At 29.8% G+C, this 15,988-nt stretch carries 15 protein-coding genes; 10 read left to right on the top strand and 5 right to left on the bottom strand.

Features of this window, described 5'->3' with window-relative positions:
- The 8 genes from AC3WQX_RS11755 to gtfB form a co-directional block, all read left to right on the top strand.
- On the top strand, positions 1-369 hold a 369-nt coding region (locus tag AC3WQX_RS11755; RefSeq protein WP_492740295.1), incomplete at its 5' end, for an LPXTG cell wall anchor domain-containing protein.
- 137 nt (positions 370-506) lie between these two features.
- Positions 507-1,700, top strand: coding sequence for an accessory Sec system protein translocase subunit SecY2 (gene secY2, locus AC3WQX_RS11750; RefSeq protein ID WP_012818143.1), 1,194 nt, complete (start codon positions 507-509; stop codon positions 1,698-1,700).
- Between the two features lie 13 nt (positions 1,701-1,713).
- Positions 1,714-3,270, top strand: coding sequence for an accessory Sec system protein Asp1 (asp1, locus tag AC3WQX_RS11745; protein WP_002497257.1), 1,557 nt, complete (start codon positions 1,714-1,716; stop codon positions 3,268-3,270).
- The gene (asp2, locus tag AC3WQX_RS11740; RefSeq protein ID WP_002437001.1) at positions 3,263-4,807 is read left to right on the top strand and encodes an accessory Sec system protein Asp2; all 1,545 of its coding nucleotides are present in this window, start codon (positions 3,263-3,265) and stop codon (positions 4,805-4,807) included. The genes asp1 and asp2 overlap by 8 nt, the downstream gene beginning before the upstream one ends.
- Before the next feature lies 1 nt (position 4,808).
- Complete coding sequence (asp3, locus tag AC3WQX_RS11735) at positions 4,809-5,315, top strand: accessory Sec system protein Asp3 (protein ID WP_002496426.1); 507 nt, start codon at positions 4,809-4,811, stop codon at positions 5,313-5,315.
- A gap of 21 nt (positions 5,316-5,336) precedes the next feature.
- The gene (gene secA2 / locus AC3WQX_RS11730) at positions 5,337-7,727 is read left to right on the top strand and encodes an accessory Sec system translocase SecA2 (protein ID WP_492740291.1); all 2,391 of its coding nucleotides are present in this window, start codon (positions 5,337-5,339) and stop codon (positions 7,725-7,727) included.
- A gap of 17 nt (positions 7,728-7,744) precedes the next feature.
- The gene (gene gtfA / locus AC3WQX_RS11725; protein WP_012818140.1) at positions 7,745-9,256 is read left to right on the top strand and encodes an accessory Sec system glycosyltransferase GtfA; all 1,512 of its coding nucleotides are present in this window, start codon (positions 7,745-7,747) and stop codon (positions 9,254-9,256) included.
- Positions 9,249-10,589 carry an accessory Sec system glycosylation chaperone GtfB gene (gene gtfB, locus AC3WQX_RS11720; protein WP_012818139.1) on the top strand — a complete coding sequence of 447 codons (1,341 nt, stop codon included), beginning with the start codon at positions 9,249-9,251 and terminating at the stop codon, positions 10,587-10,589. Before gtfA ends, gtfB begins: the two co-directional genes overlap by 8 nt.
- Positions 10,590-10,851: 262 nt before the next feature.
- Here gtfB and AC3WQX_RS11715 read toward each other — a convergent pair whose 3' ends face one another.
- The gene (locus tag AC3WQX_RS11715) at positions 10,852-12,213 is read right to left on the bottom strand and encodes an MFS transporter (RefSeq protein ID WP_012818138.1); all 1,362 of its coding nucleotides are present in this window, start codon (positions 12,211-12,213) and stop codon (positions 10,852-10,854) included.
- 110 nt (positions 12,214-12,323) lie between these two features.
- Here AC3WQX_RS11715 and AC3WQX_RS11710 point away from each other — a divergent pair, with 110 nt between their 5' ends.
- Entirely contained in the window at positions 12,324-13,028 is a 705-nt protein-coding gene (locus AC3WQX_RS11710; RefSeq protein WP_012818137.1) for an ArsR/SmtB family transcription factor, read from the top strand.
- 148 nt (positions 13,029-13,176) lie between these two features.
- On the top strand, positions 13,177-13,755 hold the full coding sequence (locus AC3WQX_RS11705) for a recombinase family protein (RefSeq protein ID WP_002497239.1): 579 nt from the start codon (positions 13,177-13,179) through the stop codon (positions 13,753-13,755).
- A 118-nt stretch (positions 13,756-13,873) separates the two neighbouring features.
- Here the strand turns inward: AC3WQX_RS11705 and AC3WQX_RS11700 are convergent, their stop codons facing one another.
- The 4 genes from AC3WQX_RS11700 to AC3WQX_RS11685 are packed head-to-tail and all read right to left on the bottom strand — an operon-like array spanning position 13,874 to position 15,906.
- The gene (locus tag AC3WQX_RS11700) at positions 13,874-14,233 is read right to left on the bottom strand and encodes a hypothetical protein (protein ID WP_002497240.1); all 360 of its coding nucleotides are present in this window, start codon (positions 14,231-14,233) and stop codon (positions 13,874-13,876) included.
- The gene (mobL, locus tag AC3WQX_RS11695; RefSeq protein WP_002436978.1) at positions 14,199-14,981 is read right to left on the bottom strand and encodes a relaxase MobL; all 783 of its coding nucleotides are present in this window, start codon (positions 14,979-14,981) and stop codon (positions 14,199-14,201) included. Before mobL ends, AC3WQX_RS11700 begins: the two co-directional genes overlap by 35 nt.
- Positions 14,982-14,995: 14 nt before the next feature.
- Positions 14,996-15,661: a hypothetical protein gene (locus AC3WQX_RS11690; protein ID WP_492740283.1), complete on the bottom strand. Its 666-nt coding sequence runs from the start codon at positions 15,659-15,661 to the stop codon at positions 14,996-14,998.
- A 20-nt stretch (positions 15,662-15,681) separates the two neighbouring features.
- Entirely contained in the window at positions 15,682-15,906 is a 225-nt protein-coding gene (locus tag AC3WQX_RS11685; protein ID WP_039985569.1) for a hypothetical protein, read from the bottom strand.
- Positions 15,907-15,988: the final 82 nt, after the last annotated feature.

Raw genomic sequence — 15,988 nt, 5'->3', positions numbered from 1 at the left:
GTAAGTGCGAGCGATTCAACGTCAACAAGCGTGTCTGATTCGAACTCAATGAGCGCATCTGATTCAACATCAGTAAGCGCAAGCGACTCAGCGTCAACAAGTACATCTGACTCAGCGTCAGTAAGTGCATCAAATGTCACTTCGAATGCAACTTCTAATAGTGCATCAACTGGAGAAAGTACAAACTCATCTAATGTAGTGCAACAATCAAATCATAAAGATAATAGTGATGAGAACAAAGAACTTCCTGAAACCGGTAATAGCAATGACGCTAATAATACAAATGTATTAATGGGAGCTGTTCTTTCATTACTTGCTGGATTAGGTTTAATGAAGAGATCACGTAAAAACAAAGAAGATAAAAAATAACAATAGATTTTAATCTATAATAATATGAAGTAAAACAAAGAGGCTAAGACATAATATTGAGTTTACGTGATAGTAAATCAACTATGTTTTTAGCCTCTTTGCACTCATATTAAAATTTAAGAATTTTAGGTGAAAAAATGTTAAGAAATAAAGAATTCAAAGTTTTGCATAAAAGAATTATTTTTACAATACTCATTCTTGTCATATACATACTAGGAAGTAATATTTCTATAATTGGTAATGAATCAATTAAATTTAACCATGACAGTTTTTTTAAATTAGCTATTTCAAACGTCGGTGGAGATTTAAACTCATTGAATGTATTTTCATTGGGGTTAGGCCCATGGTTAACAGCAATGATTATTATCATGTTATTCAACTATAGAAATGTAGATAATATTGTTAAGCAGACTCGTTCTGAAAAGCAAATAAAGGAAAGACTATTAACAATACTCATAGCAACGATACAAGCATATTATGTTATCCATACCTATGTTCAGAATAATATAATACAGAGCACAAATATTCTGTTACTTGTATTAGTTTTACTAACAGGGACATTATTTTTGGTCTGGTTGGCTGATCAAAATACTACTTATGGAATTGGTGGACCAATGCCAATTGTATTAATGAGTTTAATAAAATCGTTATTTCATCAACAATTATCTAATATAAATATAACAACAACATTATTTATTGTGATTGGTTTATTAATTATAGCGATGCTAATACTTCTCTATATAGAATTATCAGAGTATCGGATTCATTATAAAGATATAATGAACATGGCTACACAAAATTCACATTCATATCTTGCCTGGAAATTAAATCCAGCAGGAAGTATGTCTATAATGATAAGTTTATCTTTGTTTCTATTGTTAAATAGTGCTATTAACTTAATTGGAAACTTACTTCTGAATAAGGAAATGAATGTAGCAATTTTTGGTTTTGATAATCCTGTAGGTATTACAGTATATATTGTAATACAAATCATTTTTGGATACTTACTATCTAGATTTTTGATTAATACTAAAAGGAAATCTAAAGAATTTTTAAAAAATGGAAATTACTTTGTAGGTATTAACCCTGGTGAAGAAACTGAGCGATATTTAAATAAAAAAGCAAGAAGAATTTGCTGGTTTGGTTCAATTACAGTGACATTGATTTTAGCAGTGCCCTTGTATTGTTCATTATTGATTCCAGAGCTTTCAAAAGAAATATATTTTTCAATACAACTTATTGTATTAATTTATATTGGTATAAGTATAACCGAAACATTAAGAGCATATTCTTATTTTGATAGATATAAAAGCATATTAGACAAATATTAGGGAGGAATTTTTAATGAGATATTTTATACCGGCGTGGTATAGTAGACAAAACTTGTGGAAAGACCATACCCTCCCCTTCTATTATAAGCCGGATAAAACAGAGTTTGATGACATGATTAGCTTAATGTCTATGCATAAGAAAAATGGTTATAAATATAAGGTGCTAGTATTAAATTATTCACCTAATTTAAGGTTGTTTTTACATAGACACGATTTATTTGAAAGTGATTATTGGTCTGTTTTTGATGTGTTACAAAGTGCTCCAAACACATTACCTAGAGCTATTGATTATTTAGATTTGAACTGGCCTAAAGACACAGAGTTTGTATATTCACCGTTTATGGTAGAAGCAGTTATAAGCGAAAATACGTATTCTCAAGTTACGTTTAATCAAGAGGGATATGTACTTCATATACATGAATATGAAAATGGATTGCAACAACAAAAGATGATATTTGACGATAGAGGATTTATATCTTCAATTATTAAATATGAAAATGATAATGAGGTTAAACAAACTTATTTAAATGTATTGGGTGAAAAGATACTAACTGAGGACTTAATAACAGGAGAAGTATTAGTTAATAATACAGTTAAAAACTTATTAGACCATAGTAAATATTTGAATATGTTGGAAATAATAGAAGAGATTGTTGAAAAATTTTATAAAGATCAAATAACATTATCAGACAATTTTATTGCTGCTTCTGATGAAAGACATAATCAGTTAATCACACGTTATTTTGAAGCAAATCAATTATGTTTTTCTCTATTTTCAAATAGAAATAGAGAAATAACGCCACATTTAATTCACTCCATGCAACCTGCAAAAAGTTGCTTAGTTGACACAAAAGAAAATGAAAGAGAATGTAATCTTATTGCTAATAACAATTCAATTGACATGAAAGTGTCTAGAATTACACCCTTTGATACTGAAAAAATACCAAATATAAGTTCACAGTTATATAATGTGCATATTGGTTTTTGGATATATAATTTATCAAGAGATGTAGTAGAGACTACAATAAATCAATTATATAATTATATAAAAAATAAAGAAAACTATAAAGTTACTATTTTAATGAAAGATATAACAAGCAAAACGCCGAAATGGTTATCAGACATAGTAAAAGAAAAAAATGAATTATATAATGAAGAACAAAAAACTTTAAGTGAAGAAATGGCTGATGTGTTAGAAGAAGAAATAGAATTTATAGAAATAATTAAAATTGAATCAGTCCTATTTGAAGAAGATTTAATTAGAACAATGTCACAATTAAGAGTAGTTATAGATTTGGGTGATGAACCGGATTTATATCTACAAATTAGCGCAATAAGTGCAGGAGTACCTCAAATTAATATGATAGAAACGGATTATGTGACACCTAATGTAAACGGGTTAATAATACCAAGTTCATCTAATATTACACAGGCACTAGATTACTTCTTACTAAGTTTGAAAAACTGGAATTATTCTTATGCATCTTCCATAAAATTAGTAGATGAATTTAGTTCGACTAAGATAATAAGAGAAGTGGACCGTTTGATAAAAGGAGAGTTACATGGTTAGAAAATTTAACATATTGCAAATCGGCGGAGAAGATTTAGAACCTATTTTCCATGATAAAAAAAACGTGTACATCGATTATCTTGATCCAATACTATTTACATTTGAAAGTGGATATGAAGAAGCAATTGAAAATTTAATAGATGAAATTGGTTCCTTTAATTTAGTATTTATTCAAACAACGTATTCTCAAGAATTGATGAAAGTTATTGAATTAGTAGGAGAGCCATATACGATTTATGTAGATGAAAAATACTGGGATTTTCAATTTGAAAATGATCCTCGAGTAAAATATAAATTTATTAAACCATTACTTTATAAATCAACAGATGAGTTGCATCATAAATTAAAAGCGGGTGCTTTTACTAAGCAATACGGAGATAAAGTCTTTCCAATTAAAGGAGAGGTAAGTCCTAGTTTTGAAGGAGAATTTGAATACTTAGGTAACAAGGAGCTCGTTTTATCTGGAGATTTTGGGGAGTCGTATACTCCAATTGTTAGCTGGAACCAAAATTTAGTTTATGATAAGAATATGATGGTACAATTATGGCCAGAATTTTTTGTAGAGGGAAATGTTGATATCCAATATGTCATTAGATTAATCCCATTTGGCTCATTAGAACATACAAAAGATGTTATAACCGTAACAAAGGATGATTTAAAACAACCTTTGGAATTGATGCCAAGACCTTATGATGCAAACATTTCTATAGTGGTAAAAGCTAAGGGGACGGGTGTTGTACATCTTAGGGCAATCCATAAACGTTGGTCTCGTGCAGAAATGGGCCAATTTATAATGGGTGGTCAACGTTATAACGATGAAAATGGCGAAGAGTTTATACACTATTTCAATCCTGGTGATTTAAAGCCTCCACTAAATGTATATTTTAGTGGGTATCGTTCAGCAGAAGGGTTTGAAGGATATTTTATGATGAACAGTCTAGAAGCCCCATTTCTACTTATTGGAGATCCTAGAATCGAAGGTGGATCCTTTTATCTTGGCTCTGAAACCTATGAAAATAACATAAAAAAAATTATTAAAGAAGCATTGGAATATTTAAATTTTAAAGAAGATGATTTGATATTATCTGGATTGTCGATGGGATCATTTGGCGCATTATACTATGGTTCACAATTAACCCCAAGAGCTGTGATTGTTGGTAAACCTTTAGTTAATATTGGTAGAATTGCTGAAAATATGAAACTAAAACGACCCAATGATTTTGGAACGGCACTAGACATTTTGATGTCACAAGCAGGCACATTTAGTAAACAAAATATCAATCATTTGAATAAGCGTTTTTGGGAAAAATTTAAGCAAAATGAAGTTGAAAATACTACTTTTGCTATCGCATATATGCAAAATGATGATTATGATGATATAGCTTTTGATGATTTAATGTCTTTGCTAGGAGAATCCAGAACACATGTCATGACACGTGGCGTTCCTGGTAGACATAATGATGATTCGGCAACTATAACAAGTTGGTTTGTAAACTTTTATCATATTATTTTAAATAATCAATTCGGGAGAGAGTAATATGAACCAAAACAATCGATTTGATATCACCTGGACAAAGATACATAAAAGTACTTTTATGTATGGAACTAAGCTAAAATTTAAGAACAATTTTGTCAGCATGGACAATTCGTTGATGCCCTCAGGAATGGTGATACATGAATGGAACATGTTATCAAGTTATACAACAAATAAACAAGTGCCTTCATTACCACTATTGAAAAAAGGGAACAATTATAAAATTAATTTTGATTATGATGTCACACCTGAAAGATCAGTGTATTTTAAAATTGTTTTATCTAAAAAGAATGGTGAAAAAATTAAAACTATGATTATCGAAGATGATGATATTGAGTTTAAATATCCAAAAGATGCCTATTCTTATAAGATTGAATTAATGAATGCTGGATTTCAGCATTTACAATTTCGCCGAATTATTATTGAAGACCAACATATAGAGAACAGTCACTCAACTATATCAACTGATATTAGTGAAATGATAGATAAAATCAGACACAATAAAGTATAAAATTCAGAAAGAGGTGTCATAATGACAGGTAAATTTGATAATACTATTAATAAGATGCGGTTAAAAAAACTAAATAAAACATTAAATAGTATCAATAAAATGAGTCATGTTTTTTCTGAATATACTGATGAAGCATTAAAAGCAAAAACTCAAGAATTTAAAAAGAGAATAATGGAGTCTAAAGCGACTTTAGATCAAATTTTGCCAGAAGCATATGCTGTTGTAAGAGAATCTGCCTACCGTGTACTAGGCATGTACCCCAAAGATGTGCAAGTGCTAGGAGCTATAGTAATGCATCAGGGAAATATAGCAGAAATGCAAACCGGAGAAGGCAAAACGCTAACTGCAACGATGCCCTTATATTTAAATGCATTAACAGGTAAAAGAGCATTTTTAATTACGACTAATGATTACTTAGCCAAAAGAGATTGCATGGAAATGAAACCATTGTATGAATGGTTAGGCTTAACTGCATCATTGGGATTTATAGACATTCCAGATTATGAATATGAAGCTGGTGAAAAGCAAAATCTATATGCACATGACATCATTTATACTACAAATGGGCGTTTGGGCTTTGATTATCTTACAGATAATTTAGCAGATCACAAACGTACTAAATTTTTACCTGAATTACAGTTTGCAATTCTAGATGAAGTTGATTCAATCATTTTAGATGCAGCACAAACACCACTCGTTATATCTGGTGCACCACGATTACAATCTAATTTATTTGATATTGTAAAAGAATTTGTACATACTCTTAAAGATGGGCAACATTTTAAACTAGACAAAAATAAAAAAGAAATTTGGCTAACAAAACAGGGTATTGATAAAGCAAGTAACTACTTTAAAGTTCATCATTTGTATGATGAAATTAATTTTGATTTGGTCCGTATTATCAATTTATCACTGAGAGCAAAGTATTTATTTGATTACAATTTAGATTATTTAGTATCAAATGGAGAGATTGTGTTGATTGATAGGATTACAGGTCGAATGCTTCCAGGTACAAAATTACAGTCAGGTTTGCATCAAGCAATTGAAGCTAAGGAAGACGTTGAATTATCCATTGATAAGAGTGTGATGGCTACAATTACATTTCAAAACTTATTTAAACTCTTTGACAAATTTGCAGGAATGACTGGAACAGGCAAACAAGGAGAAAAGGAGTTTTTTGAGTTATATTCGAAAATCGTAGTTGAGATTCCCACTGACAAACCTATTCAGAGACAAGATTTAGAAGATAGAGTATTCGCAAATATGGAAGAAAAAAACCAAGCTATCATTGATTTTGTGGTTGAAAAACATAAAAAATCTCAGCCAGTTCTTTTGATAACTAGAACTGCAGAAGCAGCTGAATATTTTTCAGCTAATCTATTCCAATTAGATATACCTAATAACTTATTAATTGCTCAAAATGTTTCTAAAGAAGCTCAAATGATTTCGGAAGCAGGCAATAGAGCAGCAGTCACTGTGGCTACAAGTATGGCAGGACGTGGTACAGATATTAAATTAGCAGAAGGAGTTCATGAAATTGGTGGTTTAGCAGTCATCATTAACGAACATATGGAAAATGGTCGTGTAGATAGACAGTTAAGAGGGCGTTCTGGTCGTCAAGGTGACCCAGGGGTATCTCAAATATTTGTTTCATTAGATGATTACATTGTTAAAAAATGGAGTCAATCTAAAATGATAGAGAACGACAAGTTGAAAAAAATTAATAGTGAAATTTTAGAAAATAGTAAGATTTTCCAAATGAAAGTTAATAACATTGTAAACAAAGCACAGACTGTTTCAGAAGAGACATCTATTGTTCAACGTGAGATGGCTAATGAATTTGAAAAAAGCATTAGTGTACAAAGAGATTTAATTTATAAAGAAAGAGACCGTATTTTAGATATGGTTGACAAAAACCAATTTGATTATAAGCAATTAGCTAAGGATGTTTTTAGAAACGATTTAAAAAAATTTAATATAAATGATAAAAAAGACATAATTAGCTATATCTATAAAAATCTATCTTTCAACTTTGAATCGAATAATGTAAAGATAGATGTATTTAACCAAGAGGCAATTGTTAACTTTTTAATACAACATTTTATACATCAATTTGAGGATAATCAAAAGAAAGCATCAGATCCATATTTCATATTACGCTACATACAAAAATCAATTATTAAAGCAATCGATATGGCATGGATTGAACAAGTAGATTATCTTCAACAACTAAAATCTAACGTTAATAATCGTCAAAATGGCCAAAGAAATGCCATATATGAATACCATAAAGTTGCATTAGAATCATATGAAATTATGACTATGAAATTAAAGCGAAATATTATAAGGAATTTGTGTTTAAGTATTATTACATTTGATAAACATGGAGATCTTGTGATTTATTTCCCATAACATATAGGGGGGGTACGATGACTGTATATAATGTGAATTTTGGCATAGGTTGGGCAAGTAGTGGTATTGAATATGCTCAAGCATACAGAGCTAAATTATTGAGACAGTTGAATAGAAATATAAAATTTATTTTTTTAGATTTCATATCTTCTGAAAACATCCAAACATTGACTGATAATCTAGGATTTAAAGATGATGAAGTAATTTGGTTATATCAATATTTTAGTGATATAAAAATCGCACCAACAACTTATACTTTAGATGATTTAATAGGTGAAATCGGTAACGAAATTACACATATAGAGGATAATGGCAAAATCAAAAGATTGTATTTTGATTATGATAAAAGTTCATTTTCAACATGTTATATGAAAAATGCAGATAAAAATTATGTGGATAGAGTGGAGTTTGTCATTGAAGGCTATTTAGTAAGAAAAGATTTCTTTAGTTATACGAGAGTGTTTTCTGAATATTATGCCCCTTATCAAAATTATGCCAAGATATATATGAGACAGTTTTACAATGAAGATGGAACAATTGCATATAAGGAATATATAGATGATAAAGAAAGTGTCTTTGTCTTTGACGATGCACAGCTCTATAGTAAATCAGAATTTGTTGCATATTTCATGAATAAATTAAATTTATCAAATAAAGATATCGTAATCTTAGATAGAGCTACAGAAATTGGTCAAGCAGTATTACAAAATAAAGGCGCTAGTAAATTAGGTGTGGTAGTTCATGCAGAACATTTTATTGATAATGCCACCGATGGCGATAATATATTGTGGAATAACTACTATGAATATCAATTTAGAAATGCAAAATTTGTGGACTTCTTTATTACTGCGACCGATTTACAAAATCGTATTTTAAGTCAACATTTTTCTAAATATACTTATGATAATCCATTAATCAGAACAGTTCCTGTAGGTAGCTTAAATCAACTTATTCATCCAGAGAAAAAGAGACTGCCATATTCAATGCTAACAGCATCACGACTGGCTAAAGAGAAGCATGTAGACTGGATTGCTAAAGCAGTTGTGAAGGCCAAAAAAGAAATTCCTAAATTAACGTTTGATATATATGGTCAAGGTGGAGAAAAAGATAAAATAGAACAAATTGTTTATGAAAATAATGCGCAAGAATATATTACATTAAAGGGCCATGTTAATTTGCAAGATGTTTATTCAAAGTATGAATTATTTGCATCTGCTTCACAAAGTGAAGGTTTCGGTTTGACATTGATGGAGGCTGTAGGCTCTGGTTTAGGAATGATAGGATTTAATGTAAATTATGGTAATCCAACATTTATTCGTAATGGTGAAAATGGATATCTGATGTCTGAAAATGTAGAATCTGCAGATGAAGAAGAGAAGATTAATGAACTAGCTTCATATATTGTGAAATATTTTAAAAATGGACCAAAAAATCCAGAACGCACATCATATGAAATTGCTAGCGAATTTTTAACTCAGAAAATAGTAGAAAAATGGAGTATGCTAATTAACGAGGTGCTACATGATTAATATATTTGATAATTATCATTTTAATTCACAATTATTACATCGTTCATTGAAACTTGCAGGGTATCAACATTTGACAATTTGTTTAGAGGATGATGGCTTTTTACCAGATGATGTTACCTCTCCTTACCAATTTTTCGCTCAAAATCCAATTAAACAAACTGATAAACCTTTATTCTTTAATGAAGTAGAGGTGCCAACCCACTGGGAAATTACAGGTACAAATGATATGGGTAAAATAAAAAATTTAGGGGAAATAAGAGGTAAAATTTTCTATCAATCTAATTTCAAGTCTCGTATTGTAAACCGAGTTGAGTGGTTGGATAATAAGCAACGATTACGCATAGTTGATTTTTACAATAAGAAGGGGTTTAAATTTGCTGAAGCTATTTATGATTTAGCTGGTAAAGCTATAATGAAAAAGTACTTTGATCACCTAGGCAAAGAAATTATCTATGAAAATTATGTGACTGGAGACTACGTATTAAACTGGAAAAACAAGACACACTTTTTCAAGTCTCAAGAAGCATTTGTCATATATTACTTAAAACAACTAAATGTAGATTTGGATGTAATTATCTTTAATTCACTAGCGATGCCTTTTATCGCGTTATATAGAATGAATACAATTGGAAAGGGAATTCTCGTTTGGCAAGAAAATAGTCATGGAACTATTCCAGGAAATATGAAACTTATGTTTGATGAATCGTTAAATAGAAATTATTCAATCATAATACCAAATAGAGATGAATATCTAAAAATTCGCCAAGGGCTTTGTGATAAAGAACGTGATAAAGTAATTAGAGGTGGCTATCTTTATAGTTACCGAAAGCAAAACCAATTTACTAGAAATATATTAACTTTAACAAATTCCGATCAATTGCTCTGTATTGAAGAATTAGTAAAAAGTAATAGTGAATATCAATTTCATATAGCAGCTATTACAGAAATGTCTAATAGGCTATTAGATTTAATGAAATATGATAATGTTCGATTGTATCCAGTGGCGAATGAAGAGACAATTGAATCATTATATCAACGATGTGATATTTATTTAGATAACAATAAAGGTAATGAACTATTGAATGCAGTTGGTCGAGCATTTGAAAATGATATGGTGATATTTGCAACGCATGATGAAGCACATAATCGTATGTTTACAGCGCCTGAAAATATTGTTATGAAAAAAGATATTAATAATTTGACAACAATGTTGCAAAAAATGTCTAATAGTAAGAAAACATATCTAACTAGATTACAATTACAGAAAAATTATTCAAATGAAATTGAACCTGAAAAACTCATTAATAAAATTAAGGTTATGTTGCAAAGTTAATTTTATAGTATGATTTTAACGAAAAATAGATATAAGCAATTTAATAAAGAAATAATCACTGTAGTCATTGGCTACTACTCATCTAATATAAATTATTTACATAATAAATGATTATGTAAACCAAATACAAATGGACAAACGGCGTCATATATGTCACTTTACTTGATATATGAGAATGATTTTACCTAATAAATAAGAAAAGCAATGTACAATATCAAAGTGTACATTGCTTTTCTTATTATCGATTACTATGACTAAACTATTACTCAGTTTTTTTATAACCCAGTAAATTTTTAACTGACAAGATAAATCCAATAAATAAAATAATAGAAGCCATAATCCATAGGACAATATACCCATGAATCATATTATGGTGGTTCTTAAATATTTGTATAGTGATAGAACTTACAGATGAATATAAAGCAATTCCCAAATTTTGAATCATTCTTTGTAATGATCCAGCTGTAGCTTGTTGTGATTTTTTGACTAAATTTAAAATACTTCTAGTATTAATAGGTAAGTATATACCACATCCAAAGCCAAAGAATAATAACAGTACAATAAGTTTCCATATCAATAGGTTATATTGAAGTAGACCAATAACTAAATAAGATATTCCCATCAGTAATATACTTAAAGTTAGCAATAATTGATTGTTGAATTTTTTTGTTAGTTTATTAGAAAATTGTGACATAATAACCATTCCTAATGGCGCAGAAAGGTTAACTATTCCTACAATCAATGTATTTAACTTAAGATTTTGTTCTATATAAAAAGGTGGGATAATGAAACCTAAAGACATAGAACCTCCTAAAGTGAAAATGCCAAATAGTAGGGACAACATCATTTTATTTTGTAACCATGTTACAGGAATTAATGGGAATTTAACTTTTGATTCCCACTTTATAAATAGCCATAAACTAATCAAAAATATTATCAAAAGAACGATTATAAACTGAGATTTTAAAAAAGTTATAGCTAAAATGAGTGAGGATAACATTACAACCATTAAAATATTGCCTATAAAGTCAAAATTTAATTTAAATCTTTCCTCGTTTAATTCTCCTATGAAAACCTGGTTTATGACTACTATAAGTATGATGATAGGTATATTAATCCAAAAAATCATAGACCAATTACTAAAGTTTAATAATATAGAGCCTATACTTGGCCCAAGTATAGGTCCTAAGCCGAGTGCCATACTAAATATACCTAAACCCTTTCCTTGTTTATCATTAGAAACATAAGATGTAATAAGTGCAGCTGCCGTTGCTTGTACCATAGCTGCTCCTATACCTTGTATAGCTCTAAAAATAATAAGGAAATACTCTGTTGAAGATAATGCGCATAATAAAGAAGCTATTCCAAATAAGATTATGCCGAAATTAAATATTTTTATTTTTCCTATAGCGTCTGATATTTTACCAAACAGAGTGATAAATGATACTAACATAAGTGTATATAATGTTACTGTCCACATCATTATAGTTAAATTTGAATCAAATACGTTTGTTAGTGTAGGTAAGGCCACATTAATAATGCCAGTATCTAATGTTGATAAAAACATACCTAAACTGGTGACTAGTATAATTAAATTTTCGTGAATGAGGCTGTTTCTTTTCATTTTAAAACCCACCTTTCAACTTTTATAAAACAAGTATAAAATAAGAATATTTAAATGAATGTCGAAATAAATGCTTGTTATACTAGTGATATATAAAGGGGGTATTAACTATGAATATTTACAGTAATATTACTCAAACTGCTCAATTAATAGGTGACGCTACAAGAATGTCAATATTAATGGATTTATCTGGTATGCACGCACTAACAGCAAGTGAATTGGCAAAGTCAGCAAATGTTTCTCCCCAAACAGCAAGTTCTCACTTAAAAAAATTAATAGAAGGTAATCTTATTATAGTAAGACGGCAAGGCAGGTTTAGATACTACCAGTTATCTAATGAAGAAGTAGCTAAAGCTATTGAGTCAATTGCCAATGTATCAGGACCTTTAGTTTCCAATTCGTTAAATGATTTTACAAAAAAGAAAAAACTAGAATTTGCTAGAACATGTTATGGACATTTGGCTGGAGAACTGGGTGTTAAAATTACAAAGGCTTTAATGACAAAAGGATACATAAAAGAAACTGATAATTCTCGTTATAAACTGACACATGACGGAGAATTATGGATTAGTAAGTTAGGTATTAATATTGCCAAACTAAATATTAATGTTCATTCATTGCCGTTACATATTGATTGGACGGTAAGACAAAACCACCTGGCTGGCCCTTTATCGTTAGCTTTAACGAAAAAATTTTTAGAACTAGGATGGTTAAGAGAAGGGAATATGAAAAGAGAAATAATTCTCACACCATATGGCAAAAAAGCATTATGCGAAGAATTAAATTTATGGTCAACGAAAGTGTGCAAAAAATAACCATTTTCTGGACACTCTCTTTTTATATCTAGATATATATCTATTATACATAGTTTAGTGTTCAATAACCCAACAGAAAATCTATGTTCATAAATATGGTTAGAATTAAGTTATGGTACAATGAAAATGTATATAGGAGGTTTGTATCTTGAAAATAGGTTATGCAAGAGTTTCAACTGGATTACAGAACTTGGATTTACAGGAAGATCGGTTAAATCAATATGGTTGTGAAAAGATATTTAATGATCATATGAGTGGTTCAAAAAGTAAGCGACCTGGTTTAGATAAAGCCATTGAATTTGCGAGGTCAGGAGATACGATTGTTGTTTGGAGACTAGATAGACTAGGACGTAACATGGAAGATTTAATCACATTAGTTAATGAACTTAATAATCAAGGCGTGAGTTTTCATAGTTTAGAAGAAAATATAACAATGGATAAATCAAGTTCTACAGGACAATTGTTATTTCATTTATTCGCAGCATTTGCAGAATTTGAACGCAATTTAATTTTAGAACGTTCTTCAGCTGGCCGAATTGCAGCTCGTGCTAGAGGACGCTATGGAGGTCGACCCGAAAAATTAAATAAACAAGATTTAAAATTACTCAAAACACTTTATGATAATGGAACACCCATTAAAACTATTGCAGAACAATGGCAAGTTTCACGTACCACAATCTATCGTTATCTCAATAAGTTAAATAACCAAGAAAATAAAGATAAATAATATTACTAAATTTTAAGAAAGATAAAAATTAGACAGGATACACCCTAATCATACGTTTTAGTTACTATAAATTCAATAACTACATCTGTATGATTAGGGTGTACCATAATTTGACAAATTATTTGTCTTTGTTATCAGAGTTAGCACTATTTAACATAAAATCAATTTTCTTGATAATAGAGTTTAACAAATTTAGCGTATTTTCTATGTTCAAACTTTTCATGATGGTTTTAAAGTCTCCTTTTTCACTTAGTTCATTTATAGAAATATAAGGGATATCTTTCATATCATTACTTCCGTATATTCCCAGTTTCTTTTGTATATTTTCTACTTGTTTTCCATAATACATTTTAGGAGTTGAAAATGTTAAAATTTTTGGATTACCTGGAGGATGGTATAAAACATTATTACTCATTTTGGAATCTATTTTTTTATAAAACTGGCTAATATTCGGATATTGACATAAAGAGATTTCCATATTTTGTTCTCTCTTGTTCTGCAACTATTTCACCATTGCGTTGGTATTGTATAAAACCCTCATCATTCATAGTTACTTTATAATTTGAGATTTTATCATCTGTGTACCATTTCATTCTTGGTTGCGTTCGAGGCATTTTTTCTTTTACTTTTTTCATACGTTTCGCTTTAGGTGATCCAGTTTCAACAGTTGTTATATGCACATGAACATGTTGTGTATCTAAGTGTATAGACGCTCCCCATTCAGGTTGGCTAAATCCCATATCTCTATGCATCCGATTCATCATGTCTGTAATACTTTGACGCAACTTCAATTGATCAACTTGACCTTTATAAGCACCATCATATTCAGGATGTTTCATATCATCTGATACGATACCTTTTTCTTTTAAATAGTCGTGTTCGAAACTAATGACTTGCATAATAGGCACGTGTCCTTCATCGGTCGATTTTTGTATTTTTCTTGCACATTCTTTGAGCATTTTAGAAGAATAACTTAGCCCGTCATTTCCAAACATAACACCTTGTTTATAAGTATAGTCATTATCATTATTTTCTACTGTTTTATCATCAGACACATCTTGTTTCAGACCTTCTGTAGCATTGCGTCGAGGTGTGTATTGCGAAACATAATCTTCAATTTCCAATGCTTCAGTCGCATCTTCTCTAGATGTATATTCTTTAATATATTTTCCTGGGTAAGATGAGCCAAATTGAGATTTAATAACAATACTTTTTTTTAAACCCATGCTATCACCTTCTATTATTTAATTCTTTCAACGTTATTATATTCTTTCATAGCATTTTTTAGATTATCTTTTTGTAGTTGTTTTTCACCGTTTTTCGCTTCTACATAAACATAATCTTGCGTCCATCCTTTTTTGCTTGTATCTTTTGTTTTAATCCCTAACCAATTTTTAGGATGATCTTTAACAATTTCTGAAAAGCCTCTATTTATCATAGAAAATTTTTCTTCTTTATTATACGCTTGAGCATTATAATCAAAAATTAATGATCCGGGTTTTTTAATATCACTAGCCTTATAGTATATTTTGGCTTTTTCTGGCTTAATGTCTAAACTTTCACCCTTTTTTTTACTATATTCTTTGTCTTTTTCTTTTAATGTTTTTTTATATTCTTGCATATTTTCATCTTTTACATCATTGAACTCAAAACCATCTAAATTATTATATGGATGAATCTCCATTTTACCATTACCAATAGTACCAGCCCATTTAATATCAGGACTGTCATAAGTATTAGTATCATGTGTCATAACAATTTTTCTTTCCTGTTTATCATTTAAAACCTTAGCCATAGTTGTTGTCTTTCCATTGTCATTCGATGAATTTTTTTGACCACAAGCACCAAGTGAAAAAGTTAATCCTACGATTGAAAAACCAATTACTGCCTTTTTTAACGCTTTCATCTAAACATCCTTTCTTTATTTTATAGATAATTAGTTGGACTTTGATATTCTAAAATCGTATCTAAACGACTCAACAAAGCTTGATTTAAAGAAGCATTTTCATGTCTCATCAATTCTACTTGCTTTGTCAATTCATTAATACGTTTCGTGTACATATTATCATTTAGCGTATGATTTTGCTCGGCTTCAATAAAAAATGTTATAGCTTCCGGTTCTGTTGCAAAGTAAAAAATATAGCTAACCACTAATTTATCATGTCAGTGTTCGCTTAACTTGCTAGCATGATGCTAATTTCGTGGCATGACGAAAATCCGTAGATCTGAAGAG

The sequence above is a fragment of the Staphylococcus sp. FW104-15G4D genome, from assembly GCF_058790135.1.
This window is presented reverse-complemented; position numbering and strand designations above follow the sequence as displayed.